We start from the raw sequence: 25,459 nt of genomic DNA on the forward strand, positions 1-25,459 counted from the left end.
CGACACCCGCGTACCGCCCCGCTCTCGCTCACCGTCCAGCCCTCTCTTGCCGTCCCTGCCTCTCATGCCGTCCGCCCGATCGCCGGTGTCTGCGCCGCCTGGTGGGCCTGCCAGAGCACGACGAGCGCGAGCACTCCGCCGGAGACGGCCAGGATCACCTGTTCGCCGTCCGGCGGTCCCCCGCTCGGCAGCACGGCGAGCGCGAGCACCGCGCTGGCGGCCGCGACACGGTGGCGCACCGAGGCACTGGGCGCCGCCGCGGCGATGAGGAACAGTCCCCACAGCGCGTACCAGGGCCGGATCGCCGGGCCGAACACGGCCACCGCGGCCAGGCTCAGGCCCAACGCGTAGATCGGGCCGGGCCGTAGGCGCAGCCATATGAACAGGACCACGATCACGGTCAGCGCGAGTCCGGCCGCGTGCCAGACGGGCATGGCCAGCGGTGCGAGGCCGCTGCCGAGCCTTTCCAGCAGGGCGCCGGTGGCGCGGCCGAGAACGCTGGTGGGCGACCAGTTGTGCGGCGAGACAGGGGTCGTCAGGGCCGCGATCCAGCCGTATCCCGTACCGGTCGCGGCGGTCGCGGCGACCGTGGTGGCGAGGGCGACCACGGTGGTGGTCAGGGCGGACTTCACCATGCCCCGGCGTCCGCGCAGCGCGACGACCGCCAGCAGGCCGAGCGCGGCGGGCGCCTTGACCAGCGCGGCGAGGGTGATGAGGACGACGCCCAGGACATGCCACCGGCCGCGTGCGGCCACGAGTCCGACGCCGAGCAGGCCGAGCATGATGGCGTCGTTGTGCGCGCCGGCCACCAGGTGGAGCAGGACGAGGGGGTTGAGCGCCCCCAGCCACAGCGCGGCGGCCGGATCGGCGCCGCTGTGCCGGGCGAGACGGGGCAGCGCCGCCGCCATCAGGGCGACGCCGAGCAGGGCGACCAGGCGCATACCGAGCAGTCCTGCCGGTATCTCCCCGCGCGTCAGGCCGGACAGTGCCGAGGCGACAGCGAGGAAGACCGGGCCGTACGGCGTCGTGGTCTGCTGCCACACCGGCGCGACCTCGTCGGCGAGCGGGCCGCCCAGCTGCGCCGGTCCGTGCGCGTAGACGTCGATGTGCGCGTCGACCATCGCGCCCTGCGCGAGATAGCTGTACACGTCCCGGCTGAACAGGGGCGGCGCGAGCAGCAGCGGGGTCGCCCACACGGCCAGAACGAGCAGCAGGGAACGCGGGGTCGGCGGCTCGGGACCGCGTACAACGGTGCCGAGGAGCGCCCAGGCGGCGATCAGCAGCACGACGCCGAAGTAGACGCCGACCAGGCCGAGCACGGCACGCCCCGACTCGGGGGCGAGGAGATCCCTCGCGGGCAGCGCCCCGGCCGTTTCACCTCCCAGCGCGAGGAAGGCGGTACCGGCCAGGCCCAGAGCCTGGCAGCGGCGGAGATCGACGGGGAAAGCCATGGCCAACACTCGGAAAGCGTGTCAACGCCGGGTGGCCGCAAGGCGACGTGCGGCCCTCCGCGTGGGGGCCTTCGTGTGACCTCCGCGTGGGCGCTCCGCCGGGTTCGCCGGAATGCCGCCGGTGGTTCGTTGGCTGTCGGCCCGTGGTGGCTCGTCGCACAGTTCCCGGCGCCCCTTCGGGGCGCCGCCCTGCCTCGTGGGGCAAAAGAGCCCCTCAGAACACCGACACCCCCGTCAGTGTCGTGAAGCGGTCCAGGGCCGCCACCCCCGCCACCGAGTTGCCCCGCTGGTCCAGGCCGGGACTCCAGACACACAGCGTGCAGCGGCCGGGCACCACCGCGATGATGCCGCCGCCCACCCCGCTCTTGCCGGGCAGACCCACGCGGTATGCGAAGTCGCCGGCCGCGTCGTACGTCCCGCAGGTGAGCATGACCGCGTTGACCTGCTTGGCCTGGCTCTGGGTGAGCAGCCGGGAGCCGTCGGCGCGGATACCGTGCCGGGCCAGGAAACCGGTGGCGAGTGCCAGGTCGGCGCAGGACGCCTCGATCGAGCACTGCCGGAAATACTGGTCGAGGAGCACCGGTACCGGGTTGTCGATGTTGCCGTACGACGCCATGAAGTGGCCGAGCGCGGCGTTGCGGTCGCCGTGCGCGGCCTCGGAGGCGGCGACGTCCCTGTCGAAGGTGAGCTGCGGATTGCCGCTCTCGGCGCGCAGGAACTCCAGGAGCGTGCCCGCCGCGTCACCCGTCCGGGTCTGCAGCCGGTCGGTGACGACGAGGGCGCCCGCGTTGATGAAGGGGTTGCGCGGAATACCGTTCTCGTACTCCAGCTGGACCAGGGAGTTGAAGGGGTTGCCGGAGGGCTCGCGGCCGACGTGCTCCCAGAGTTCGTCGCCCTCGCGGGCCAGGTCGAGGGCGAGGGTGAAGACCTTGGTGATGGACTGCGTGGAGAACGGCTGCCGCCAGTCCCCCACGCCGTACACCGTGCCGTCGAGCTCCGCGACGGCCATGCCGAAGCGGCGCGGGTCGCAGGCGGCGAGCGCCGGGATGTAGTCGGCGGGCCGCCCGCGCCCCGGCGTCTGCGCGATCTCGGTGGCGATGCGCTCCAGGACCGGCTGGAAGGTGAAGGACGACGGAGAGGCGGACATGATCACCATTCTGCCGCCAGGCCGGTCGCGCTGCCCAATGACTGCCCGGGCAACGTGGTAGCGCTGCTCACCGGCCGTTCGGCCGATGTGGACCCGCTGCTCGTCGCCCGATCGATCGGCGTGGTCGCGCCACCCATCGGCCGATCAGGAAGGTACCGGGGCACTGCCCGCGACCACCTCGGGCCGCAGCAGCTCGGCGAGCCGCTCGGCGGGCAACAGCCCCTTCTCCAGGACGAGTTCGGCCACTCCGCGGCCGCCGGCGAGGGCTTCCTTCGCGATGTCGGTGGCCGCCGTGTACCCGATGTGCGGGTTGAGTGCGGTCACCAGCCCGATGGAGTTCTCCACGGCGGCACGCAGTTCCTCGGTGTTCGCCGTGATGCCCGCGACGCACCGCTCGGCGAGGGTCAGACAGGCGGTCCGCAGGTGGGTGATGGACTTGGACAGGGAGTGCAGGATGATGGGCTCGAAGGCGTTGAGCTGGAGTTGACCGGCTTCCGCGGCCATGGTGATGGTGACGTCGTTGCCGATCACCTCGAAGGCGACCTGGTTGACCACCTCGGGGATGACCGGGTTGACCTTGCCGGGCATGATGCTCGAACCCGCCTGCACCGGCGGCAGGTTGATCTCGTTGAGGCCCGCGCGCGGCCCGGAGGACAGCAGCCGCAGGTCGTTGCAGCTCTTGGAGAGCTTGACCGCGATCCGCTTGAGCACACCCGACATCTGGACGAAAGCACCGCAGTCCTGAGTCGCCTCGACCAGGTTGGCGGCGGTGACCAGCGGCAGCCCCGTGATGTCCGCGAGGTGCCGGCGCGCCGACTCGGCGTATCCGGCGGGGGCGTTGAGCCCGGTCCCGATGGCGGTGGCACCGAGGTTGATCTCGTGGATCAGCTCGACGGCCTCGGCGAGCCGGCTGCGATCCTCGTCCAGCATGACCGCGAACGCCGAGAACTCCTGCCCCAGCGTCATCGGCACCGCGTCCTGGAGCTGCGTACGCCCCATTTTCAGTACGTCGCGGAACTCGACGGCCTTGGCCGCGAACGCGTCCTGGAGCACGGCCATCGCCTTGAGCAGCCCGCGCACCGCGAAGACGGTGGCGACCTTGACGGCGGTCGGGTAGACGTCGTTGGTGGACTGGCCGAGGTTGACGTCCTCGTTGGGGTGAAGGTGCGGGTAGTCGCCCTTGCCCTGGCCGAGGAGCTCCAACGCCCGGTTGGCAACGACCTCGTTGGCGTTCATGTTCGTCGAGGTGCCGGCACCGCCCTGGATGACGTCGACGACGAACTGCTCGTGCAGTTTGCCGTCCCGGATCTCCCGGCAGGCCTCGACGATGGCGGCCGCCTTGCGGGGTTCGAGGAGCCCGAGTTCCTCATTCGCGCGGGCGGCGGCCTCCTTGACGGCGGCGAGGGCGTCGATCAGGTGCGGGTAGGCGGAGATCGGGGTGCCCGTGATGGGGAAGTTCTCCGTGGCGCGCAGGGTGTGGATGCCCCAGTACGCGTCGGCGGGGACGTCGCGGTCTCCGAGCAGGTCGTGTTCGCTGCGGTGGGCTGCGGCGGTCATATCGGTGAGGGTCTTCTTTCGGAAGGGGGTGAGTCAGGCGTACGTGGGGTGGGTGAGGGGATCGAGGGCTCGGGTCGGCCGGATGTGCCCGACCACCGCGCCGCCCCCGAGGAGCGGCACGCCCGCGAACTCGGCGAGCGCCGCCGGATCGACCCCGCAGCGAGCGAGGGCGGCCGCGGCCACCGGGACGCGCGCCCGGTCGGCACCGTCCGCGATCTTCACAGCGACGGCCCGGCCGTCCGGCAACGCGGCGACCTGCACGCCTTCGAAGCCGTCCTTGGTGAGCAGCCCCGGCACGGCCCGCATCAGCGCGGCGACGTCGCGGCCGGACCCGGAGGCCATCTCGGCGTGCTCGCGCATCGCGTCGGCGACCCGCGCCTCGGGGGTGCCCGGCGCGGCGGTGGTGATCCGGGCGGCGGCGCGGGCGAGCCCGTGCAGCGAGACGGAGAACAGGGGCGCGCCGCAACCGTCGACGGTCACCCGGGCGATGGCCTGTCCGGTGAAGTCCTCGACGATCTCCGCGATGGCCTGTTGGAGCGGGTGCGCCGGGTCGAGGTAGTCGTCGAGCGACCACCCGTTGAGGTGGGCCGTGTACAGCATGGCCGCGTGCTTGCCCGAGCAGTTCTGGGCGAGTTGGGAGGGCATGCGTCCGTCGCGCACCCAGGCCTCGCGTACGACCGGGTCGAACGGCAGGTCGGCGACATTGCGCAGCCGGTCCTCCGGCAGTCCCGCCAGCTCCAGGATCCGCCGCGTCCCGGCGAGATGCCGTTCCTCGCCGGAGTGGCTGGCCGCGGTCAGCGAGAGCAGTTCGCCCTCCAGCGGCAGCCCGGCCCGCAGCATGGCCACGGCCTGGACGGGCTTGAGCGCCGAGCGCGGGTAGAAGGCCGCCTCGATGTCCCCGATCTGCAGCTCTACGGTGCCGTCGGCGGCCAGCACGACCACCGAGCCGTAGTGGATGCCTTCGACGACGCCGCCGCGTACGAGCCGGGCGACGGGCGCGTGCAGGGGTTCGCGGATCACCGGGGCCGCGGTGAGCGAACTGCCGTAGGTCATGGTCGGGTTCACGCGTCTGCTCCGTCGCGTATCCCGGCGACCCGGCGGCGCACCCCGTACCAGCCCGCGACGAGCGCGGCCACGATCAGCGGGAGGCACAGCACGGTCGTGCGGCCCGCTCCCCCGTCGGCGTACATCAGCGCGAGCACGGAGACGAGGAAGCCGATGGTGACGATCTCGGTCCAGGGCGAGCCGGGCAGGCGGTAACTCGGCCTGGACAGCTCGCCGTTCTGGGTCTTCCGCCAGAACAGCAGGTGACAGAGCATGATCATGCCCCAGGTGGCGAGGATGCCGATCGCCGCGAAGTTGAGCACGATCTCGAAGGCGTCTGCGGGCACCACGAAGTTGAGGCCGACACCGAGGACGCAGATGCCGCTGGTGAGCAGGATGCCGCCGTACGGGACCTGGCTGCGGCTCATCACCCCGGTGAACTTCGGCGCTGAGCCCGACATCGCCATCGAGCGCAGGATGCGGCCGGTGGAGTACAGGCCGGAGTTGAGGGACGACATGGCGGCGGTGAGGACGACGAGGTTCATGACGCCGCCCGCGGCGGGGATGCCGATGTGGGACAGCACGGTGACGAAGGGGCTCTGGTCCGCGCTGTACTTGCTCCAGGGCAGCAGCATCGACAGGAGGACCACGGAGCCGACGTAGAACAGGCCGACGCGCCACATGATCGAGTTGATGGCCTTCGGCATGATCTTCTCGGGGTTCGCGGTCTCGCCCGCCGCGACGCCGACCAGCTCGACGGAGGCGTAGGCGAAGACGACGCCCTGGATGATCAGCAGCATCGGCAGCAGACCGTTGGGGAAGATGCCGCCGTTGTCGGTGATCAGGGACGGGCCCGGGTTGTGGCCGTCGACGGGGTGCTGGGTGACCAGCAGGAAGATGCCGATGAGCATGAAGACGACGAGGGCGCTGACCTTGATGATCGCGAACCAGAACTCCAGTTCGCCGAACATGCGCACGGATATCAGGTTCACCGTGAGGACGACCGCGAGCGCGATGAGCGCGATCACCCACTGCGGGATGTCGGAGAACATGCCCCAGTAGTGGGTGTAGACGGCCACGGCGGTGATGTCGGCGATCCCGGTGGTGGCCCAGTTCAGGAAGTACATCCAGCCTGCGACGTACGCGCCCTTCTCGCCCAGGAACTCACGGGCGTACGACACGAAGGCGCCGGACGAGGGCCGGTACAGGACGAGTTCGCCGAGCGCGCGGACGACCAGGAAGGCGAACAGGCCGCAGACCGCGTAGGCGACGAAGAGGGAGGGCCCGGCGTCGGCGAGGCGGCCGCCGGCGCCGAGGAAGAGGCCGGTGCCGATGGCACCGCCGATGGCGATCATGTTGACATGCCGGGACTTCAGCGACTTGCTGTAGCCGGCGTCGCCGGCGTCGATGTGCGCGGCCGGCTTCGCGGACGATGGGGCCTCTTGCTGGAGGGACTGCTCGCTCACGCCTCGGGTCCGCCTTCCGTGGGGGTGTCCGTGTGCGCGGGGCGCACGATGTCGGTGAGGGTGGTCTCCACGCGGTCGAGGTGATGGGACATCGCCTCCACCGCGTCGTGTTCACTGCCGTCGATCAGCGCCTCGACGATCGCCCGGTGCTCGCGGTTGGACTGCTCGCGCCGGCCGCCGAGTTCGTTCAGGAATGCCGACTGGCGGGCCAGCGCGTCCCGGATCTCCTCGATGACCCGGCGGAAGACCGGGTTCTGGGACGCCTCGGCCACAGCGATGTGGAAGACCGTGTCCATCGCGACCCACGCCGTGGTGTCGGTCTCCCGCTCCATCCGCTCCAGCAGATGGGCCAGCTGGTCGAGGTTCTCCGGGCTGCGGCGCACCGCCGCGTACCCGGCGACGGGGATCTCGACGTGGCGGCGCACTTCGAGCAGGTCGCTCGCCGCGTAGTCGCCGAAGGTGGGGTCCTCGACCGTGTTGGCGATCACGAAGGTGCCCTTGCCGGTACGGGACACGGTCAGGCCCATGACCTGCAGGGCCCGCAGCGCCTCGCGGAGCACGGGGCGGCTGACTTCGAGTCGGCGGCAGAGCTCCGCCTCGGAGGGGAGCTTGTCGCCGATGGCGTACTCGCCGCGCTCGATGGCGCCGCGGAGGTGGGTGAGTACCGCTTCCATGGCACTGACGCGCCGCGGTACCGAGCCACCTGTCTGGCTGTCTGACAGGTTCACGGAGGTGATCCTCCGGGTGACCGGCGGGGGCTGTCAAGGGCGGCGAAAAGAAAAATTCAGGGGGCGTGAAGCCTGAAAACCGGCTTTACGCCCCCCGTGATCAGCGGTTTCTATGCCCGGCCGACCGCTTCAGCCGTGTCCGCGATCAGTCGACCGTCTCAGCTGTCGAGGGCTCCGGTGGCCAGCAGCCCGAACAGCGCCACGCCGATGACGACCCGGTAGATCACGAACGCATTGAAGGAGTGCTTGGCGACGAACTTCAGCAGCCAGGCGATCGAGCCGTACGCGACCACGAAGGAGACGAGGGTGCCGACGGCCAGCGGCGCGGCGCCCACGCCCGTACCCAGGGCATCCTTCAGTTCGTACAGACCGGCGCCGGTCAGCGCGGGGATGCCGAGGAAGAAGGACAACCGGGTGGCCGCGACCCGGTCCAGGTCGAGGATGAGCGCCGTGGACATGGTGGCGCCGGAGCGCGAGAAGCCCGGGAAGAGCAGGGCGAGGATCTGGGAGCTGCCGACCAGCATCGCGTCCTTGAACGAGGTGTCGTCCTCACCGCGCTTGTGCCGGCCCATCTGGTCCGCCGCCCACATCACACCACTGCCGACGATCAGCGAAGCCGCGACCACCCACAGCGAGGCGAGCGGGCCCTCGATGAGCGGTTTCGCCGCCAGGCCCACGACCACGATCGGGATGGTCGCGTAGATGACCCACCAGGCGAACTTGTAGTCGTGGTGGTGACGCTCCTCCTTGTCGCGCAGGCCGCGCCCCCAGGCGGAGACGATCCGCACGATGTCCTTGAAGAAGTACACGAGCACGGCGGCGATCGCGCCGACCTGGATGACCGCGGAGAAGCCGACGACGGCGTTGTCGTCGACGGGGATGCCCATCAGCCCTTCGGTGATCTTGAGATGGCCGGTGGAGGAGACGGGGAGGAACTCGGTCACCCCCTCGACGGCTCCGAGGACGACGGCCTGACCGACGTTGATGACGCTCATGGGATCCAGTTCTGAGGAGTTGGTCGACAGTGCTGTAGACGGTGCTGGGGGACAGTCTTACCTATGCGCGCGGGCGCCCGGCGCCTAGGTCCCCAAAGCTTGCGCAAACGAGACCCCGGCGAATGCCGCGCCCAGGCCGGCCGTCACGCTGAGGATCACGTTGACGGTGGCGTAGAACGCCGCGCCGGTCTCGGTCAGCCGCAGTGTCTCGTACGAGAACGTCGAGTACGTGGTCAGCGCCCCGCACAGGCCTGTGCCGATCAGCAGCTGCAGGTGCGGGGAGGCGTGGCCCGCCGAGGCCGCGCCGGTGAGGAGCCCCAGGACCAGAGAGCCTGTCACATTGACGACGAGGGTGCCCCAGGGGAAGACCGTGTCGTGTTTCATCTGCACCGCCCGGTCGGTCAGATAGCGCAGGGGCGCGCCGACCGCGGCGCCGATGATCACCAGCAGCCAGTTCACAACGACTTCTCACCTTTTCCGGCCGCGGCGTCGGGGTTGTGGCCGGTTTCCTCGGAGGCGCCGCCCCGACCGACGTACCGGATGACCTCGCAGTCGTCGAGGATCACCAGCCCCTCGGTGACGAGCTCGTCGAGCTTCGGCAGGAAGGCCCGTACGCGCTCCTCGGTGTCCACGATCACGATGGCCACCGGGAGGTCCTCACTCAGCGAGAGCAGCCGCGAGGTGTGGATCAGGGAGGAGGCGCCGAAGCCCTCGATGCCCCGGAAGACACTGGCGCCCGCGAGGCCGGCCGCGTGGGCGCGGTGCACGATCTCCGTGTAGAGCGGCTTGCGGTGCCAGGTGTCGTTCTCGCCGATGAAGATCGTCACCCGCAGGGCGCTGCCTGTCAGCCTCGTCATCGCTTCCTCCATGCCAGGGCACGGCGTAGCGCCGTCACCGCGAGCCACACTGCCGCGAGCGCCGCGAAGAGGGTCGCGGCGAGGTAGCCGAGCCCGGTCCCGGGGTGGCCCGCGTCGAGAAGTTTCTGGATGTCGACGGCGTACGTCGAGAAGGTGGTGAATCCGCCGAGCACGCCGGTGCCGAAGAAGGGCCGGACCAGCCGGTGGGCCGCCCACACATCGGTGATGACGACCATGAAGGCGCCGATCACGGCACAGCCGACGACATTGACCCAGAACGTGGCCCAGGGAAATCCGCCCGGCTGCACCGGCCACAGCTGCGCCGCTGCGTAACGTGCCGTGGCGCCGACGGCGCCGCCGAGCGCGACCACCGCGACGACGGATACCTGGCCGTGCCAGGGGGACGCCGCCTTCCGCCTGGGCAGCCAGACGGGCGCCGGGGTGTCGGGTTCGTCGACCCGCTCGGGGTGCGGGACTGTCATGTACGTACTTCTCCTACTCGCCGGGCCCCGGGCGCCGGGGCGCACCTCATCGCAAGTAGGGACCGTTGGCGGCAGCCTTGCCGCGGTTCGGGTACGGCGGGCCCCACCGCCGCGCCGCGACACAAGATCGCGGCCGGTGAACAGGGTAACGCCGGGGGTCCCGGCCGCGCACATTCGGCTCAGCCCGTGGCCACCGGCTCCCTCCCCGACGACCGGTCGGAGGCAGCGGCTCCCTCCCCGACCACCGATCGGAGGCAGCAGCTCCCTCCCCGACCACCGATCAGAGGCAACGGCTCCCTCCCCGACCACCGATCAGAGGCAGCAGCTCCCTCCCCAACCACCGATCAGAGGCAGCAGCTCCCTCCCCAACCACCGATCAGAGGCAGCAGCTCCCTCCCCAACCACCGATCAGAGGCAGCAGCTCCCTCCCCAACCACCGATCAGAGGCAACGGCTCCCTCCCCAACCACCGATCAGAGGCAGCAGCTCCCTCCCCAACCACCGATCAGAGGCAACGGCTCCCTCCCCAACCACCGATCAGAGGCAGCAGCTCCCTCCCCAACCACCGATCAGAGGCAACGGCTCCCTCCGCGAGGACCGGCCGGGTGCACCGGGCGCACCGGCTCCCTCCGCGAGGACCGGCCGACCGCATTATCGGTTCAGTCCGCGGCAGCGGGCAGGTCGCACACGGCGATCCCCCGTTCCCAGATGCTCCCCAGGACGAGTCGGCCGTCGGCCTCGCAGGCGCTGGTGACCATGCGGAACCGTGCGCGGCGGCGTTCGAGGTGATGGAGGACGCAGCCCTCGTCGTCGACCGCGACGACCCCGGCCGCGCCCGGGGGACGGAACGGCGCGCGCACCGCGAGGCGGGCGGCGGTGTGCCGCAGCGCGGGGCCCCGGCGGTGGAGAAGTTCCAGGGCGGCGACGCGCGGTCCGGCCAGCGCGACCCAGATCGGTCCGCCGGGAGCGCGCCAGAGGTTGTCGGGCTGACCGGGCAGATCGTCCACGAAGGTCTCGCCGCGGCCCTGCTTCGGCCCGGCGAGCCAGTAACGGGTGAGGCGCCGCTCGCCCGTCTCCGCGACGACGAGGAAGGACTCGTCCGCGGCGGGTGCGAGTCCGTTGGCGAACTGCAGCCCTTCCAGGAGCACTTCGGGTTCCTTCTCCCCCGGCGTGAGGCGCAGCAGGCGGCCGGTTCCGGTGTGCTCGACGAGGTCGCCGATCCACTGCTCCAGGGGGTAACTCCGGCTGGAGACGGTGAAGTAGAGCGTGCCGTCCGACAGTGCGACCACGTTGCTGCAAAAACGCAGGGGTTCGCCGGCCACCGTGTCGGCGAGGACGCGCACGATGCCGTCGTCGAGCCCGATCCGCAGCAGTCCACGCCGGGCGTCGCAGACCAACAGGCCCTCGTCCGGAAGGAGTTCGAGGCCCAGGGGCCGGCCGCCCGTCTCCGCGAGCACCCGGACGCGGGTGCGGTCAGGATCGCCGATTCCCTCCACGCGCACGATGCGGCCGTCCTCCAGGCCGGTCAGCACCCGGCCCCGGGAGTCGGCCACCACGTCCTCCGGGCCGCGGCCGTCGAGCGGGACGAGGCGCCGGGCTACGAGCGGGGTGGGGCGGCCGGTTGCGCGCGAGTGAACCATGGGTGCCTCCTGCGGTCGGTGGGCCACGCCGTTACCAGCCCTTCTCGAAGAAGTGCGCGACCTCGGCGATCCGCCATTCGTCGCGCCGGTAGAAGGTCCGGCGTCTGATCTTCTTGGCCCGCAGCAGACCGACCCCGGTGAGCAGGTCGAGATGCGTGCGCGCCACGGCGCGGCTCACACCGAGCTTGGCGGCGAGGGCTTCCGGGCTGACACCGTCCTCGACGAGGTCACCGTGGCGCTGCGGTGGGAAGTGCGCGGCGGGGTCCCGCAGCCACTCCAGAATGTCCAGGCGTTGCCCACTGACGGGAACCTTCAGCATCTCGTCCCCCTCCGAACCGGTGGTCTCCAGCTACTGTCCCGCAGCCCGGGGCGGCACGCACAGGCTTCCGCGACCCTGGCCGGGGCCGAACGGGTAGAGCTCCGCGGGCCGAACGGCCCCGGGGGCGCTTCGGGCCCGGCCGCCGGGGCAGCCGGGCCCTCAGGGGGCTCAGCGGTGACTGAACACCGACATGGCTGGAAGTGCCTTGTCGTCGAACTCGAACAGGGCCTGGTTCTCCCAGCCGTTGCCCGACGTGGCGTCGGTCGGATCCCAGCCGTTGCCGGTGACCGCCGTCCAGGTGGCCTCCCAGTAGAAGGCGCCGAGACCCCGGCCGTTCGGAACGGCCTCCACGATGTTCATCACGTCCCGCAGCCAGGCCGTCTGCCCGGCCGTCGAGGCCGGGTATCCGGAGACCAGCTCACCGGTCGTGTCGATCTGGTTGACGAGAGAGTCGTCGCTGTCCAGACGGAAGGGGTAGGCCGTCTCGGCGACGAACACCGCTTGCTGTAGCGGGCCGCCGCGTCGTCCAGGGTGGTCTGGAAGTCGTAGAGCGAACCGTGCCAGTAGCCGTAGCACGAGAGCCCGATGGCGTCGAAGTTCACGCCGTTGGCCACCGCGTTGTCGAACCACCAGCGGGTGCCCGTCAGGTCGCCGCCCTTGGCGAGGTGCAGCGCCACCACGGTGGACGAGGAGACCGCCTTGGCCGCGCTGTAGCCGGAGTTCAGCAGTCCGGCGAGCTGCGACCAGTTGTCCGTGGAGCCCTCGGACCACAGCATGCCGCCGTTGATCTCGTTGCCGATCTGCACCATGTCGGCCGTGGTGCCCTGCGCCTTCAGCGCGTTCAGCACGTCGTAGGTGTGGTTGTAGACGTCCGTCTTCAACTGGCTGTACGAGTGCCCCGCCCAGGCGGCCGGTTTCGTCTGGGCACCCGGGTCGGCCCAGGTGTCCGAGTAGTGGAAGTCGACCAGGAGCTTCATGCCCTGCGCCTTGATGCGCTTGGCCATCGCCAGGACGCGCGTCTTGTTGTTGTAGCCGTCGGCCGGGTTCACCCACACCTTGAGGCGGGCGTAGTTCATTCCGGAGGACTTGAGGATGGCGAGCGCGTCACCGGTGGTGCCGGAGCTGGTCCTGTAGACCCCGCCGAGGGCCTCGCTCTTGGGCATCGGCATGGTCACGGGCCCCCTCGACACCCCCGGTGGAGTCGAGCGGCTCGCGGGCTACCGGGAGGTGCTCGCCGAGGCAGGCATCGAGGCCGACGATCGCCTCGTCGTCTCCGGCGACTACAGCCGGGCGAGCGGCGAGGCGGGCGGCGAGCAACTCCTTGAGCGGGTCCCGGACATGGACGCCGTGTTCGTCGCGTCGGACCTGATGGCACAGGGTGTGCTGGCAGCACTGCACAGGGCCGGCCGCCGGGTTCCCGGGGACGTGGCCGTCGACGGCTTCGACGACTCCCCCGCCGCGACCGCGTCCACGCCGGCCCTCACCACGATCCGCCAGCTCTGGGACCGCATCAGCGCCGAGATGGTGCGGGTGCTGCTCGCCCAGATAGGGGGGCGAGGACCCGGCGGCGGTGATCCTGCCGACGGAGCTGGTGCGGCGCGAGTCGACCTGACGGGCTCGGGGCGCGCCCTGCCACGGCCGGCTGGTCCAGAGCGCGCCCTGCCACGGGGCTGAACCAGGGCGCGCCCGGCCGCGACCGAAAGAGTCCGGTGCGCCCGTGGCCGAAGGGACTCCGGCGCGCCCGGCCCGTGGCCACCTCACCCTGTGCTCCCGGCCCATGGCCGAAGGACTCCCGTGCTCCCGGCCCGTGGCCATCGGACTTCGGGGCGCCCGGCCCGTGGCCGCCGCGCTCAGGGCGCGTTGGCCACAGCCAGCAACATCGGCTGTGCCCGGAACAGAGGGTCGGCCTCGGTGCGGGCGCGCTGCTCGGCCACCCAGGTGTCCCGTTTCGCTCGGGTGACACGGCACCGGTGTCGCGCGCCCCGGCCAGAGCGACCAGGATCGATCGGAGGCACCGCCGCACCGCCGGACCCACATCGGACGCGAACGCCCACCCGGCCCCCGGCCAATCGCCGGACCCTCCTCCGCGGGGAGGCCGAGGCCCTCCCCTCCGCATCTCCCCCACTCAGGCGTCCCTCGACATGATCGAGTGCGGCCTCGGCTGCGAGCACGAGGACATCACACGGTGCGCGCGCTCCTCGACCGGTCAGGATTCGAGAAGCCGGCAGATGCTCCCGCGCCCTAGCGTGAAGGTGTCGACGAGAGAGCCGTCGGCGCGACAGGAACATCGCACGCACTGGGCAGCATCACTGAGGAGTCGCCATGACCGCCGGAGTCAAGACCATCATCTATCCCGTCAAGGACCTCGCGCAGACAAAGGCGCTGTTCAGCACGCTGTTGGGCGTGGAGCCGTACGCGGACGAGCCGTACTACGTCGGCTTCAAGGACGCGGGCCAGGATGTCGGGCTGGACCCCAATGGCCATGCCAAGGGGATGACCGGGCCCGTCCCGTACTGGCACGTCTCCGCCATCAAGAACACTCTGTCGGCCCTGCTCGACGCCGGGGCCGAGTTGCTGCAGGACGTCCAGGACGTGGGCGGCGGCAGGCTCATCGCCTCGGTGAAGGACGCGGACGGCAACCTGATCGGGCTCCTCCAGGATCCCTCCGCCGGTTAGGGCGCCCGGGCGGCAGCCCGCCGTATGCACCTGCACTAGTTGCACGCTCAATAACTGGCCGGATCTCTGTTACCGTTCAGTTATGGCAGTGAAGACGCCCGGATCCCTCCTTGAAGACCAGTGGCGGGAGATCCTCTCGGTGCACGCGCGCACGATGTGCGAGATCGACCGCGCGCTGCATCCGCACGGCCTAGGAGCCAGTGACTTCGAGGTCCTGGACATCCTCGCCTCGGCCACGGCCACGGAGTCGGGCGAGCAGTGTCGGGTGCAGAACATCGCGGGCCAGGTCCACCTCAGCCAGAGCGCCCTGTCCCGCCTCATCGGCCGGCTGGAGAAGGACGGCCTGGTGGAGCGCACCGTCTGCCAGGAGGACCGCCGCGGAGTGTGGGTCGCGCTCACCGAGAAGGGTCGCGACCTGCACTCCGAGGCACTCCCCCTGCAACGCGCCGTCCTGGCCCGCATGCTGAACGGCTAGAGCGGCCGACTAGACCACGAACTCCGCGCCGTCCGGCAGGACTTCGGCCCCGGCCCCGGTCACCCGGGCATGGGCGTCCGAGGCCCGATCGAGCAGCGGGTTCGTGTTGTTGAGGTGGGTATAGATCCGGCGTGGGCCGGGATGCCGGGCGAGGGCGGCCAGGCTGCCGTGCGCCCCCGAGACGGGAAGATGCCCCATCGCGGCCTGCCCGTCGGACGGTATCCCGCCCTGGCCGCCCGCGGCCGGCGCCGCCGTGCCCATCTCGTCGGCCGTGTAGAACGTGCCGTCGAGCAGCACGCAGGTCGCCGTGGCGAGGAGTGCGTCCAAGACGGGTGTCCAAGCTCCCAGGCAGGGCGCGTAGACAAGCACGCCCCCGGTGGCCAGGTCCTCGATCCGGTACGCCGTCACCCAGCGGGCGTCCGCGCCGGGCCCGGAGACGTACTTCGGAGCCTTGGAGCCGACCGGGTGCGCACTCACCACCAGACCGCCGGGCAGCACGAAGCCGCCCTCGGTCAGGTTGTCCGTCCACTGCCAAGGGGCGTAGCGGTCGAGAAGGGCGCGCAGCGGGGCAAGCGTGGCGAGGACGGGGGGCGCGGCATAGACCTTGAGTCCCGTGCCGCCCCGCAGAATGGTCAGCCCCATGGCATGATCCGCCTCGGCGTCGGTCAGAAGCACGCCGCGTACCGGGGTGTCCCTGGACCCTGGTCCGGGTGCGAGCGCGGGCGTGCCGATCAGCTGTGTACGGATGTCGGGTGAGGCGTTGAGCAGCCACCAGTCGCGGGAGTTGCCGCTGATGGCGGCGCACTCCTGTGTCCGCGCAGGCAGCTTTCCGTCGCGGGCGGCCGCGCACAGCGCGCAGGCGCAGTTCCACTGAGGGAAGCCGCCACCGGCGGCCGTGCCCAGCAGGACGACTTTCAACCGAACCCCACCCCTCCGTATCGGACCCTTCCGGGGATCTTCCCGCCAGGACGGCCCGAACTACCCTGCGGAAGGGGGCAGTTCCGGTCGACCTTTGCCCGGACGACCTTCGCCCGGGCGCCGGTCCATCGGTCGCCGGGGAGGGATCGGGCCGGCGGCGAAGTCCCGCGGCCCCGTCCACAGCGCGGGGACCGCGTCGCCTCGTCGGCACAACTCGTACGCGACCGTCTCATAGTTGACCCGCCAGCCGTGGAAGTGCGGCCAGGCCTCCTTCGCGGTCTGCTCGGCGGGGAAGCCCGCCCGCTCCACCATCGCCACGGCCGTCTCGAACTCCAGAAAGGACAGCCGGATCGGTGCGGTGGGGCTGGGGTCCGTGTCGAACTCCAAGCGCAGCGAACGGGCGATGTCGCGCAGCGCGGTGAAGCCCGCGCGCAGCACCAGGCGGGCCTCGGGCGGGGCGCTGTTCGGGGTGAGCGCAAGCTGCATGGCCGCCGCGTCCATGACGGCGACCAGGCCGACGATCCAGCTGCGGTAGGGCCGCGGCGAACGGAACGCCAACAGGATCGGGTACGTGGAGTGGCTCTCGCCGATGTCCGAGGCGAGCCGCTCCCAGGAGCGGTACAGCTCGGGCAGCGCGGTCTCGGTGTCGACCAGCCATTGCCGGGCGAGGATCTCCGGGCCCCAGGCGGGCTCTCCCGCGCGCGCCTGGAGAAGGGTCACCTCCAGTTCGCGGCGGTTGTAGGCGGCGTACAGGGTGGGCAGGTACGCGATCTGCAAGGCGATCACCACCGGTCCGATGGCCGCCGCCAGGAAGTCCACGACGGACAGGTGCAGCCTGTCGCCGCTGGCGAACCCGAGGGTGAAAAGGCTGGAACCGGCCTCCCTGACGGACTGGGTCCAGGACAGCGTGGACAGGGCGTGCAGCAGCAGTCCGAACCCGAGCAGCGCACCGCCGAGCCAGCTGGCGAGCATGCCGATCAGCATGAGCGGGGCCAGCCAGGTCTGCGCGCGGTCGTGTGCCTGGTAGCTGCCGCCGGGAGCGGCGAGACGCAGCAGCAGGCGCAGCGAGCGCCACCAGCGGATCACCAGCGGGGAGTACAGCCCGCGGGGCACGACGAGGGTGCGCAGGATGCTGACGAGAACCAGCGTCAGGAGCAGTCCGCCGGCCACGCCGGAGATCCATTTCATGCGGTCATTGTCACGCCGGTCGGGGCCGTTCTTCAGGCAGGGCGACTCGTGCCGGGACACAGCGGCTGTGGTACGGCCTCGAACGCGGCGGTGACCGTCGCCGGGTCCGCTCCCGGGCGGTCCGGCGGCAGTCATCGGGATCGGAGTGGCCGAGGGCGTCCGTCGTACGGGGTGACGCCGACGCGCTGCTCGCCGCCCGCCGCCTCGCGCCGCCCGCCCTGGAGCATCTCGGCCGTCCGCTGATCGAGGACTGGGGCCCCCATCGCGGCACCGGCCTCTGAGCGGCCCCGGGCGGCGCCTCGGACCGGCGTCCAGCGGGCACACGTCACCGGCGCCGCTGACCGGCTGCGGCGTCCGGACAGCGGCCTCGAATTACGGAAGAGCAACCTCGGTGCAATGGGCACCTAGTTTGTGATCACAGCGCCCCTCGGGGCGCCGCGGGATGAGCGGTGTCGGCGCCGTTCATCCCCGTCACGCGTGAGAACGGGCGGCCGTCAGATCTGCGGCCGGGCCAACAGCGTGCGTACGCCCTCGGAGCTCAGCGTCAGCCCGTGCGGCGAGCTGGCGTCGATCGTGAGCGACAGATCGCCGGACGGCCACTGGGAGGCGAGCGCGCCGAGCGGCACCAGGCGGTAGCGGGAGACGGACGGGAGCAGCTCGGCCATCTCCAGCTCCGATGTGAACACCGGCACCACCTGCTCGCCGCCCGGCTGGTCCAGGACGGGCAGCGCCACGGCCGTGGGGTCGGCGGCGGACTCCTCGTCGGCATCGTCGGGCACGGGGACCAGCACGTCGCTGCCGGCCAGCGCGTCCAGGGCCGCAGCGTCGTCGGTGTTCTCGATGAGCGCGTTCAAGGCCTCCTGAGCCGGTGTCTCGCACGTGGGCCGGTGGTGGTCGTTCGAGGGTGTGTCCATGGCAGATTCCCGGGTAGTGGCGGACGGGCCACCCGGGACACCATCCGTTCCCGGGCGCAACGTCCGTCGCGTACCCGTCCTGAGCCGGGGCATTCCTCGTGTTCGGTTCAGGGCAGCAGCGGGATGTCGTCCGACGGCAGACCGAGGCGGTCGCAGCCGACGCGCCGGTGGAGCGGCTCGGCGCCCCGCTCCCATCGACATCGCTGCGCTCCGCAAAGCGGTGTAATCACTTACTCGCCGGCGCGCGCCATGAGCAGCGGCTGGAAGAAGCCTGTCTCCTGCGGCATCCGCCACCTGACGTCCACAAACCCCGCGTCGGCCACAAGGCCGGTCAGCCGGTCGCTGCCGAGCGCCCAGTAGACGGTCCTGCGGACCTGGACGCGCCATTCTCCGCTCGCCGGCAGGAGTTGGAAGTGCTCCAGGTCGTAGTGCTCGCCGTCCTCGTGCCAGTGCCAGAGCTGGAAGGTGACGGTCCGTTCTCCCCTGTCCGCGGGCCGATGGACCTGCGGAGGTGCCGAAGCGGGGCGGTTGCGCAGCAGTTCGTCATAGGGGCGCGTACTGACCAGCAGCAGGCCGGCGGGGCGCAGCACGCGGCGCATCTCCGCCAGTGCGGCGTGGACGTCCTGCTCCGTCAGAAGGTGGGGCAGGGCGTTGTCAGCGCAGACGACGGCATCGAACCGGGCGTCGGGAAACGGGAGGCTTCGCATGTCGGCGGCGGCCGTGCGCAGCGTCACCTTGCGGTGGGCGGCCTCACGAGCGGCGCGGGCGGCGGCGCGGGGGCTGAGGTCCGTCCCGGTGACGTGGTGCCCGCGCAATGCCAGGCCGATGGCCTGCGTGCCGATGCCGCAGGAGCAGTCGAGCACCGCCGCGCGGTCCAGGCTGATCAGGGCGTCCAGGGCGTCGCCCTGCCGGCGCATGCTCGCGTCCCAGTCTGCGTAGATCAGGTGGTAGTCGTCGGCCAGTTCGTCGTAAAAATGTGCCACCGAAGTCTCGGGCATGGCCCAAGGCTACGGTGCCTGATCGCCGGAGGCCCTGGAGGTGCCGACCACCTTGTGGTCACCTGAACGCCCTCGCTGACAACCGCTGGTCGCACCATCGGGTGCTCCGATTCAACGTCGATGACGACCGTGCCCTTGGTGCCTCCGGTGCGGGTGACCTGGTACTTGGTCACCGCCGTGTTGTCGGTGGCCGCGTTCCAACCGACCACCACCGAAGAGTTGGTGGCGCTCGCGGTGACGTCGGTGGGCGTGGTCGGCGCCTCGGTGTCGGGCGCCTCGGCGGCGCACGGGTTCTTGGCGTCGGCGGTGACCGTCCTGTCCTTCACGGTCGTGGTGCCGGTGGAGATGGTGTAGTCGGCGCTGTTGTTGTTGTCCCAGACGCCGTTGCCCTTGTTGAAGGCGGCCTTCAGTGACGTCGCCGTACCGATGTCGAGGGTCTTCTTCCACCAGCCCGTGCAGGCCGCCTCCATGCCGACGCCGGGGCCGTCGTCCACGAGCCGCCGGAGGGCGCGTAGTGGATGTTGGCCGTGGTCCAGGCCGAGGTGGCGGTCGAGTAGTAGACGGTGGCCTGGTTTCCGCCGCCCGTCCCCGTGTCGGCGCACGGGTCGCTGTGGGCGATGACGCCGTCCTTGACGGTGATGGTGCCGGTGCCGAGCGCGTAGTTGTTGCCGCCGTTGTTGTCCCAGGTGCCGCTGCCGTTGTTGAACGTGGCCTGGAGTCCGGTGGCCGAGCCGGCCTTCTTCACCCAGTCCGTGCAGGCGGCCTCCATCTGCGCTCCGGGCACGGTGGTCCAGGAGCCGCCGTCCGGCGCGTAATGCAGGTAGGTGGTCGGCCAGTTCTTGGTCTTCGTGCAGTAGAAGACGGTAGCCGTGTTGGACTCGGTGGCGGTCTTCTCCAGGGGGGGTGGAGCCCGCACCGGAGCCCGGTGGGATCGGTCCGCACAGCCCGGTCGCCGCCACGAACGCCACCAGTGGGCGCAGCAGGCGCGGGGGTCTACGTCTCATGGGCGTCTCCAATGCGGGCCGGGGAGTGGGGAGTTGTATTGCAAGAAGAACCGGTAAATTCCTGAAAGGGCTTGCAGCGCGGAAGCTACAGGGACATGACAGCCGCGTAAAGGCATCTCACAGCGGCCGGAGCCCGGGGTGAAAACGAACCAGTAGTGGTGACCGGCGCCCACGCGCGGAGCAAGTGCCGGCGCCTAGCTTGGGTCCATGCCGATGCAACCCTGGTTCACCGATGCCAAGCTGGGCATCTTCATCCACTACGGCATCTATGCCGTGGACGGATGGGCCGAGTCCTGGTCCTTCTACACGGGCGAGGTCTCGCACGAGCAATACATGAAACAGCTCGACGGCTTCACCGCGTCGCACTACGACCCGGAGGCCTGGGCCGAGCTCTTCGCCCGTGTCGGCGCCCAGTACGCGGTACTGACCACCAAGCACCACGACGGCGTCGCCCTGTGGGACACCGCCCACGGCGACCTGAACGTGGTCCGGCACACACCGGCCGGCCGTGACCTGGTCAGCGGATTCGCGGACGCCCTGCGCGAGCGGGGGTTGAAGGTCGGCCTGTACTACTCGCACTCCGACTGGAACCACCCCGACTACCCGAGCATCCGGCACGTCGAGCCCGGCGACGAGCACCCGAGCCCGTACTCCCACGCCGAGCCCGGCACGGAGGACCCGGCCGGCTGGGAGCGCTACCTGGCCTACCGCGACGGCCAGGTCGGCGAGCTCGTCACGCGCCTGCGCCCGGACCTGCTCTGGTTCGACGGCGAGTGGGAGCGTACCGAGGAGCAGTGGCGGATGCGCGAACTCGCCGAGCTGATCCTCGCGGGCAATCCGGACACCGTCCTCAACGCCCGCATGCTCGGTTACGGCGACTACGCCACTCCCGAACAGGGCGTTCCGCTCCAGGCCCCGGACGGTCCGTGGGAACTCTGCCTGACGGTGAACGACTCCTGGAGCTACCGCCCCAAGGACCGCGACTTCAAGTCGGTGCGCCAGCTGGTGCGCTACTTCACGGAGACGATCGGGATGGGCGGCAATCTGCTGCTGGGCGTCGGCCCCCGGGAGGACGGGACGATCCCCGAGGAGCAGGTCGAACGCGTCGAGGGTCTCGGCACTTGGATCGCCAAGCACCCCGATGCCGTGTACGGGACGGTCGCCGGTCTGCCCGCCGGGCACCACTACGGCCCCAGCACCCTGTCCGCCGACCGGCGCACGCTGTACCTGATGTGCTTCGACGCACCGCGCGAGTCGATCTCGGTCCGCGGCCTGCGCAACGCGGTACGCAGGGTGACCGTCCTTGGCACGGGCGCTGAACTGGGCCACCACACCACCGGCGGTCTGGACACGGTACCCGGCGTGACCTGGATCGACGCCCCCACCGCGGCGGACCTCGACGAGTACGCCACCGTGCTCGCGGTCGAGCTGGACGGGGAGCTGGACCTCTATCGGGGCACCGGGCGGGACTGAACGTGACGATGGGCCCTCGGAGGGAGTCTCCGAGGGCCCCTCCACGCCTTGCTCCTACCGGACTACTGGTGCCGACCGGGCAGGCGGCCACCCACCCGAGCCGCGCTTCAGTAGGGACTGTACGGCGTGGACGGCGGCGGGCGGTTCGTCGATTCCGGTGAGCAGCGCGGCCTCGCGGCGTTGCAGCTCCACCAGTCGGCGCTCGTCATGAGCAACTTTGGTATGGCTGAGGGGATTTCACGCTTCAGCGGCCGCGATGACGCGGCTGTGGAGGGGGCGGTTCATGGGTGCTTCCGTGCCGAGGCCCTTCCGGGCGCTGGGGCAGGCTTCGGTGACGGGGTCAGCCGAACTCCAGAGACATCTGGAAGTGGTCGGGGTCGAGCAGGCTCACGACATGTTCGACGAAGGAACCGTCGGCCGCGCGGCTGGTGCGTCGCGTGTCGAGGAACCAGTCGCCCGGCACGCGCCGCAGTACCTCCGCCTCCCGCGCGCCGATCCGCCGCCCGGCCAGCCGCTGCTCACCGTGGTCGGGGCGCAACCCGGCCCGACGCATCACCTCGGTGAGTGTGAGTTCGCCGAGGCCGTGCTCCGGCAGTTCCCGCACACCGGGGACGGGCGGCAGAAAGCTGCGCTCGTACGAGATCACGGAACCGTCCGCGACCAGCAACCGGGGCTGCTCCACCCGTATGAACATGGTCGTGTTCAGGTCGAGTTGAGCGGCCAGCTCCTCGTCATGGACCGCCTCGACGGCGAGCGTCCGCACCCGCGTGTCGATGCTCTGGACGGTCAGGTCGTGCGCCCAGCCGAACCGGTCGTCCAGCGGGCGGCCGTCGAAGAGGACGTACGAGCCCTTGCCCGTGCGGGTGGCGATCTGCCCCGCCTCGTTCAGCTCGGCGAGCGCGGCTCGCACCGTGGTACGGCTGACGCCGAAGCGCTGGGCAAGGGCGTGCTCGCCCGGCAACTGCTCCCCCGCCGCACGGTGTCCGCTGCGGATCTCCTTGGCGAGCACCTCGGTGATCTGTTCAGTGGAGCGTAGGAAGACCACTCCGAACGGTCAAGGGACGCGAGCGAACCGGGATCCGGCCCACAGCGGTCGGGGCGCACGGTGAGAAGCTGTGCCCGAACCGGCGTACTCAAGGTCGAGGGGCACCAGCCACCGAGCCCTTCCCTACCGGAGGTACCTCACCCGTGACCATCACCAAGGCAGCCCCGCCCCCGATCGACCATCGCGACGCGGACGACCGGCAGGGCCGGCGGGGTTGGCAGATCAACTCCCCCCTCGTCCTGACCATGCTGCTGCTCCTGGTGGTCGCGGCACAGGGGCCGGTCCGCCGGGCGCTGGCCGCGCCGGTGATGCAGAGCTGGATGACCGTGTTCGTGGCGGTGGTGATCCAGGCGCTGCCCTTCCTCGTCCTCGGGGTGCTGCTCTCGGCGGTCATCGCGGTCTTCGTCCCGCCGTCGTTCTTCGCCCGCGCACTGCCGAGCAGGCCCGCTCTGGCGGTGCCGGTGGCCGGAATGGCCGGGGCGATCCTGCCCGGCTGCGAGTGCGCCTCCGTGCCGGTGGCCGGGGCACTGGTACGCCGGGGCGTCACGCCCGCCGCGGCGCTGGCGTTCCTGTTGTCCGCCCCGGCGATCAACCCGATCGTGCTGACCGCCACGGTCGTGGCGTTTCCGCGCGAGCCACAGATGGTCCTCGCCCGGTTCGCGGCGAGTCTGCTGGTGGCCTGCGCGATGGGGTGGTTGTGGCAACGCCTCGGCCGCACCGACTGGTTGCGCCCACCGGCCCGCCCGGCGCACGAGGGCCTCGGCAAGGGGGCGGCGTTCTGGGGGTCCGTACGGCACGACGTGATGCACGCCGGCGGCTTCCTCGTCGTGGGCGCGATGGCCGCGGCCACGCTCAAGGCCGTCGTCCCGGCGAGCTGGCTGCACGCAGCGGCCGGTAACCCCGTGGTGTCGGTACTCGCCCTGGCGGTTCTCGCCGTGCTGTTGTCGATCTGCTCCGAGGCCGACGCGTTCGTGGTCGCGTCACTGTCCCAGTTCTCGCTCACCGCCCGGCTGGCGTTCCTCGTCGTCGGACCGATGATCGATCTGAAGCTCTTCGCCATGCAGGTCGGCACGTTCGGCCGCGGGTTCGCCCTGCGGTTCGCTCCCGCCACGTTCACGTTGGCAATTCTCATGTCGGTCCTGGTCGGGGCGGTGCTGCTGTGAACCGGCAGGCGCAGGCGGCCGTGCTCTTCCTGGTCGGCGCGGCGGTGCTGCACGCCGGTGCCACGGATCTCTACCTGCGGTACGTCAAGGCCGGGTTGCAGCCCTTGCTGCTCGGAGCCGGGGTTGTGCTGATCGCCGCCGCGTTCGCCACGGTGTGGTACGAGTTGCGCGGGGCGCGCACGACCAAGCGGGGCCAACCCGAGGTCGACCACAGAGACGACCAGGGCGGGCACAAAGCGGAGCAGGACGAACACGAGCACGGACACGCCCACCGCGAACCGCGTATCTCCTGGCTCCTCATCCTCCCCCTGCTCGCCCTGATCCTGGTCGCCCCGCCCGCCCTGGGCTCCTACAGCGCCATGCGCACCGGCACGGCCCTGCAGGCGCCCTTCGGCTACCCCGCCCTCCCCGCCGGCGACCCGGTCCCGCTCAGCCTCGTCGACTACGCCGGCCGCGCGGCCTACGGCCACGGCCGCTCCCTCGGCGACCGGCGGATCAGGATCACCGGCTTCGTCGCCCTCGACCGCGCCGGTACGCCGTATCTCGTCCGCATGGCCCTCAACTGCTGCGCCGCCGACGCCCAACCCGTCAAGGTCGGCCTGACCGGACGGATCCCGCCCGTCCTCCAACCCGACAGCTGGCTCGAAGTCACCGGCACCTACACCGGCAAACGCGCCAAGGATCCCGTCAACGGAGGCATCATCCCGTTCCTCGACGTCAGCCGGGCCAGGCCGGTCGCGACGCCGCACGACCCGTATGACGAGAGCTGGAACAACTGAGGGGCTCGAGCGAAGCGACGGGGTGGCGCAAACCGGTCGTGGACAGGGCGGTCTTTGGGGCGGGGGCTGACGCCGCTGCTGGCCGCCGTCTTCACCGCGCTGACCGAGGAGGGCAGACCCTCGGTGGTCGTGGTCGACAGCTCGACGGACAGGATCGCGCACTGGTTCGCTGCGGTGTCGTATCTGCTGCCACCCCCGCCGGCACGTCAACTGTCGTTTGCCACCCACCTGTTCCGGCCGACCCGCAGCCGACTCCATCTGATCGGCACGGTCCCGGAGGCCCCGGCCGACTCCGGCCCGGACGACGAAGACTCGTACACCGTCTTCGGCTTCACCGAAGGCGCATTCCCCCGATCGTCCTCACGCACCCCCTGTGCACCTGCTGGTACGCGTCGGCGGCGTCGGCGTCGGCTCCATCAGATCCGTGTGGACCTGGACACGGGACCACACCCATGGGCGTGAACACGATCCGGGCGACCGGCACGCCCCGTTGGCCACCGCGGCGGCGGAGGGCGGCATCGCGCTCGACGGCCTGGACATCGAGGCGGTGATCGACTGGCTGGGCGACGCACACCATCTGGGGCCACTGCGGGCCAAGGTGGCCCGTTCCATCGACGAGACCCACCAGGCCCTGGACGACGTCCGGTTGGCGAAGCTCAACGCCGCCGCGCTCGCGGGCGGCGCGCCGGACCTCCACCAGAAGCTGGAGGGCAGGCTGCACGGGTCCCGGACGCGTGCGTACATGACCGGCGCCGAGGACGCGGTACAGCCGGCGCCGATCACGGACACCGAGCAGCGCGCGCATGCCACCGCGCACTGGCGACGACTGCTCGCGGAGGCGGAGACCGCACGGCAGCGGGTACGGCTGCTGCTGTGGGCCGGGGGCGCCCGGCTGGACCCGCCCGAACCGCTACTGACCGAGCAGACCGCGCAGCTCGCCCGCGAACTCCTCGGCTCGATGTCGACCTCGGCCGGCAGCACGGTCAAGCAACAACAGTTCCGAACCGCTGAGCCCCGCCCGCAATCGTCACGGACCGTGACGGATCCTGCGCACCGCGCACCGGTCACCGGCGATCGGGTTTGGACCGGTTTTTCCCGGTCAGTCGTAGTCATGGATCGCACAGTCGAAGCGTGAGGACGT

The 25,459-nt window shown here is 70.7% G+C and carries 24 protein-coding genes and 3 pseudogenes; 8 read left to right on the plus strand and 19 right to left on the minus strand.

Annotation, left to right across the window (positions count from 1 at the left end):
* Positions 1 to 62 precede the first annotated feature (62 nt).
* The 13 genes and pseudogenes from mptB to OG390_RS05755 form a co-directional block, all read right to left on the minus strand.
* Positions 63 to 1,451, minus strand: a complete 1,389-nt coding sequence (gene mptB, locus OG390_RS05695) for a polyprenol phosphomannose-dependent alpha 1,6 mannosyltransferase MptB (RefSeq protein WP_406165491.1) — start codon at positions 1,449 to 1,451, stop codon at positions 63 to 65.
* A 214-nt stretch (positions 1,452 to 1,665) separates the two neighbouring features.
* Entirely contained in the window at positions 1,666 to 2,607 is a 942-nt protein-coding gene (locus OG390_RS05700; protein ID WP_399089452.1) for a glutaminase, read from the minus strand.
* A gap of 135 nt (positions 2,608 to 2,742) precedes the next feature.
* On the minus strand, positions 2,743 to 4,155 hold the full coding sequence (aspA, locus tag OG390_RS05705; protein ID WP_406165494.1) for an aspartate ammonia-lyase: 1,413 nt from the start codon (positions 4,153 to 4,155) through the stop codon (positions 2,743 to 2,745).
* 33 nt (positions 4,156 to 4,188) lie between these two features.
* Entirely contained in the window at positions 4,189 to 5,208 is a 1,020-nt protein-coding gene (locus OG390_RS05710; protein WP_406177515.1) for an asparaginase, read from the minus strand.
* A gap of 8 nt (positions 5,209 to 5,216) precedes the next feature.
* A complete protein-coding gene (locus OG390_RS05715) occupies positions 5,217 to 6,665 on the minus strand; it encodes an amino acid permease (RefSeq protein ID WP_406165495.1) in 1,449 nt (482 codons plus the stop codon).
* Positions 6,662 to 7,339: a FadR/GntR family transcriptional regulator gene (locus tag OG390_RS05720; RefSeq protein ID WP_399089646.1), complete on the minus strand. Its 678-nt coding sequence runs from the start codon at positions 7,337 to 7,339 to the stop codon at positions 6,662 to 6,664. Before OG390_RS05720 ends, OG390_RS05715 begins: the two co-directional genes overlap by 4 nt.
* A gap of 212 nt (positions 7,340 to 7,551) precedes the next feature.
* Positions 7,552 to 8,388 carry an undecaprenyl-diphosphate phosphatase gene (locus OG390_RS05725; protein WP_406165497.1) on the minus strand — a complete coding sequence of 279 codons (837 nt, stop codon included), beginning with the start codon at positions 8,386 to 8,388 and terminating at the stop codon, positions 7,552 to 7,554.
* Positions 8,389 to 8,472: 84 nt separating this feature from the next.
* Positions 8,473 to 8,847 (minus strand): fluoride efflux transporter CrcB, encoded by a 375-nt coding sequence (crcB, locus tag OG390_RS05730; protein WP_406165499.1) that lies wholly within the window; start codon positions 8,845 to 8,847, stop codon positions 8,473 to 8,475.
* Complete coding sequence (locus tag OG390_RS05735; protein WP_406165501.1) at positions 8,844 to 9,245, minus strand: DUF190 domain-containing protein; 402 nt, start codon at positions 9,243 to 9,245, stop codon at positions 8,844 to 8,846. The genes crcB (OG390_RS05730) and OG390_RS05735 overlap by 4 nt, the downstream gene beginning before the upstream one ends.
* Positions 9,242 to 9,727 (minus strand): fluoride efflux transporter CrcB, encoded by a 486-nt coding sequence (gene crcB / locus OG390_RS05740; protein WP_406165503.1) that lies wholly within the window; start codon positions 9,725 to 9,727, stop codon positions 9,242 to 9,244. The genes OG390_RS05735 and crcB (OG390_RS05740) overlap by 4 nt, the downstream gene beginning before the upstream one ends.
* Before the next feature lie 658 nt (positions 9,728 to 10,385).
* Positions 10,386 to 11,366, minus strand: coding sequence for an SMP-30/gluconolactonase/LRE family protein (locus tag OG390_RS05745; RefSeq protein ID WP_406165505.1), 981 nt, complete (start codon positions 11,364 to 11,366; stop codon positions 10,386 to 10,388).
* A 31-nt stretch (positions 11,367 to 11,397) separates the two neighbouring features.
* Positions 11,398 to 11,685 (minus strand): winged helix-turn-helix domain-containing protein, encoded by a 288-nt coding sequence (locus tag OG390_RS05750; RefSeq protein ID WP_406165507.1) that lies wholly within the window; start codon positions 11,683 to 11,685, stop codon positions 11,398 to 11,400.
* A gap of 168 nt (positions 11,686 to 11,853) precedes the next feature.
* Positions 11,854 to 12,845: pseudogene (locus tag OG390_RS05755) on the minus strand (arabinogalactan endo-beta-1,4-galactanase); the annotation flags it as partial.
* Between the two features lies 1 nt (position 12,846).
* Between OG390_RS05755 and OG390_RS05760 the strand changes: the two are divergent.
* The 3 genes and pseudogenes from OG390_RS05760 to OG390_RS05770 form a co-directional block, all read left to right on the plus strand.
* A pseudogene (locus OG390_RS05760) lies at positions 12,847 to 13,297 on the plus strand (LacI family DNA-binding transcriptional regulator); the annotation flags it as partial.
* A 710-nt stretch (positions 13,298 to 14,007) separates the two neighbouring features.
* Complete coding sequence (locus OG390_RS05765; RefSeq protein WP_406165508.1) at positions 14,008 to 14,361, plus strand: VOC family protein; 354 nt, start codon at positions 14,008 to 14,010, stop codon at positions 14,359 to 14,361.
* 82 nt (positions 14,362 to 14,443) lie between these two features.
* Positions 14,444 to 14,836 carry a MarR family winged helix-turn-helix transcriptional regulator gene (locus tag OG390_RS05770; protein ID WP_406165509.1) on the plus strand — a complete coding sequence of 131 codons (393 nt, stop codon included), beginning with the start codon at positions 14,444 to 14,446 and terminating at the stop codon, positions 14,834 to 14,836.
* Positions 14,837 to 14,845: 9 nt separating this feature from the next.
* On the opposite strand, the gene pqqB is transcribed toward OG390_RS05770, so the two are convergent.
* The 5 genes and pseudogenes from pqqB to OG390_RS05795 all read right to left on the minus strand — a co-directional run.
* Positions 14,846 to 15,754 carry a pyrroloquinoline quinone biosynthesis protein PqqB gene (gene pqqB, locus OG390_RS05775; protein WP_406165511.1) on the minus strand — a complete coding sequence of 303 codons (909 nt, stop codon included), beginning with the start codon at positions 15,752 to 15,754 and terminating at the stop codon, positions 14,846 to 14,848.
* A gap of 60 nt (positions 15,755 to 15,814) precedes the next feature.
* The gene (locus tag OG390_RS05780; RefSeq protein ID WP_406165513.1) at positions 15,815 to 16,942 is read right to left on the minus strand and encodes a hypothetical protein; all 1,128 of its coding nucleotides are present in this window, start codon (positions 16,940 to 16,942) and stop codon (positions 15,815 to 15,817) included.
* A 494-nt stretch (positions 16,943 to 17,436) separates the two neighbouring features.
* Complete coding sequence (locus OG390_RS05785) at positions 17,437 to 17,856, minus strand: SseB family protein (RefSeq protein WP_406165515.1); 420 nt, start codon at positions 17,854 to 17,856, stop codon at positions 17,437 to 17,439.
* Positions 17,857 to 18,086: 230 nt separating this feature from the next.
* Positions 18,087 to 18,854 carry a class I SAM-dependent methyltransferase gene (locus OG390_RS05790; protein ID WP_406165517.1) on the minus strand — a complete coding sequence of 256 codons (768 nt, stop codon included), beginning with the start codon at positions 18,852 to 18,854 and terminating at the stop codon, positions 18,087 to 18,089.
* Positions 18,855 to 18,961: 107 nt separating this feature from the next.
* Positions 18,962 to 19,858, minus strand: a pseudogene (locus tag OG390_RS05795) (carbohydrate binding domain-containing protein); the annotation flags it as partial.
* A 207-nt stretch (positions 19,859 to 20,065) separates the two neighbouring features.
* Between OG390_RS05795 and OG390_RS05800 the strand changes: the two are divergent.
* Positions 20,066 to 21,331, plus strand: a complete 1,266-nt coding sequence (locus OG390_RS05800; protein WP_406165519.1) for an alpha-L-fucosidase — start codon at positions 20,066 to 20,068, stop codon at positions 21,329 to 21,331.
* A gap of 340 nt (positions 21,332 to 21,671) precedes the next feature.
* Here OG390_RS05800 and OG390_RS05805 read toward each other — a convergent pair whose 3' ends face one another.
* Entirely contained in the window at positions 21,672 to 22,376 is a 705-nt protein-coding gene (locus tag OG390_RS05805) for a GntR family transcriptional regulator (protein WP_406165520.1), read from the minus strand.
* A 143-nt stretch (positions 22,377 to 22,519) separates the two neighbouring features.
* Here OG390_RS05805 and OG390_RS05810 point away from each other — a divergent pair, with 143 nt between their 5' ends.
* From OG390_RS05810 to OG390_RS05825, 4 genes are read left to right on the plus strand one after another with little or no spacing between them, the layout of a single operon-like run.
* Positions 22,520 to 23,539, plus strand: a complete 1,020-nt coding sequence (locus tag OG390_RS05810) for a permease (RefSeq protein ID WP_406165522.1) — start codon at positions 22,520 to 22,522, stop codon at positions 23,537 to 23,539.
* Positions 23,536 to 24,318 carry a TIGR03943 family putative permease subunit gene (locus OG390_RS05815; protein WP_406165524.1) on the plus strand — a complete coding sequence of 261 codons (783 nt, stop codon included), beginning with the start codon at positions 23,536 to 23,538 and terminating at the stop codon, positions 24,316 to 24,318. The genes OG390_RS05810 and OG390_RS05815 overlap by 4 nt, the downstream gene beginning before the upstream one ends.
* Positions 24,319 to 24,372: 54 nt before the next feature.
* Positions 24,373 to 24,780 carry a hypothetical protein gene (locus OG390_RS05820; RefSeq protein ID WP_406165526.1) on the plus strand — a complete coding sequence of 136 codons (408 nt, stop codon included), beginning with the start codon at positions 24,373 to 24,375 and terminating at the stop codon, positions 24,778 to 24,780.
* Positions 24,743 to 25,453 (plus strand): GTPase-associated protein 1-related protein, encoded by a 711-nt coding sequence (locus OG390_RS05825; RefSeq protein ID WP_406165527.1) that lies wholly within the window; start codon positions 24,743 to 24,745, stop codon positions 25,451 to 25,453. Before OG390_RS05820 ends, OG390_RS05825 begins: the two co-directional genes overlap by 38 nt.
* Positions 25,454 to 25,459: the final 6 nt, after the last annotated feature.

It is taken from the genome of Streptomyces sp. NBC_00996, assembly GCF_045162675.1.
Lineage (GTDB): Bacteria > Actinomycetota > Actinomycetes > Streptomycetales > Streptomycetaceae > Streptomyces.

Bases quoted from the DNA above. Each gene is read 5' to 3' on its own strand.
- OG390_RS05720 (WP_399089646.1), bottom strand. From the start codon at position 7,339: ATGGAAGCGGTACTCACCCACCTCCGCGGCGCCATCGAGCGCGGCGAG.
- mptB (WP_406165491.1), bottom strand. From the start codon at position 1,451: ATGGCTTTCCCCGTCGATCTCCGCCGCTGCCAGGCTCTGGGCCTGGCC.
- OG390_RS05700 (WP_399089452.1), bottom strand. From the start codon at position 2,607: ATGGTGATCATGTCCGCCTCTCCGTCGTCCTTCACCTTCCAGCCGGTC.
- OG390_RS05710 (WP_406177515.1), bottom strand. From the start codon at position 5,208: ATGACCTACGGCAGTTCGCTCACCGCGGCCCCGGTGATCCGCGAACCC.
- aspA (WP_406165494.1), bottom strand. From the start codon at position 4,155: ATGACCGCCGCAGCCCACCGCAGCGAACACGACCTGCTCGGAGACCGC.
- OG390_RS05745 (WP_406165505.1), bottom strand. From the start codon at position 11,366: ATGGTTCACTCGCGCGCAACCGGCCGCCCCACCCCGCTCGTAGCCCGG.
- crcB (WP_406165503.1), bottom strand. From the start codon at position 9,727: ATGACAGTCCCGCACCCCGAGCGGGTCGACGAACCCGACACCCCGGCG.
- OG390_RS05780 (WP_406165513.1), bottom strand. From the start codon at position 16,942: ATGAAATGGATCTCCGGCGTGGCCGGCGGACTGCTCCTGACGCTGGTT.
- OG390_RS05790 (WP_406165517.1), bottom strand. From the start codon at position 18,854: ATGCCCGAGACTTCGGTGGCACATTTTTACGACGAACTGGCCGACGAC.
- OG390_RS05785 (WP_406165515.1), bottom strand. From the start codon at position 17,856: ATGGACACACCCTCGAACGACCACCACCGGCCCACGTGCGAGACACCG.
- OG390_RS05725 (WP_406165497.1), bottom strand. From the start codon at position 8,388: ATGAGCGTCATCAACGTCGGTCAGGCCGTCGTCCTCGGAGCCGTCGAG.
- OG390_RS05770 (WP_406165509.1), top strand. From the start codon at position 14,444: ATGGCAGTGAAGACGCCCGGATCCCTCCTTGAAGACCAGTGGCGGGAG.
- OG390_RS05765 (WP_406165508.1), top strand. From the start codon at position 14,008: ATGACCGCCGGAGTCAAGACCATCATCTATCCCGTCAAGGACCTCGCG.
- OG390_RS05800 (WP_406165519.1), top strand. From the start codon at position 20,066: ATGCCGATGCAACCCTGGTTCACCGATGCCAAGCTGGGCATCTTCATC.
- OG390_RS05735 (WP_406165501.1), bottom strand. From the start codon at position 9,245: ATGACGAGGCTGACAGGCAGCGCCCTGCGGGTGACGATCTTCATCGGC.
- OG390_RS05750 (WP_406165507.1), bottom strand. From the start codon at position 11,685: ATGCTGAAGGTTCCCGTCAGTGGGCAACGCCTGGACATTCTGGAGTGG.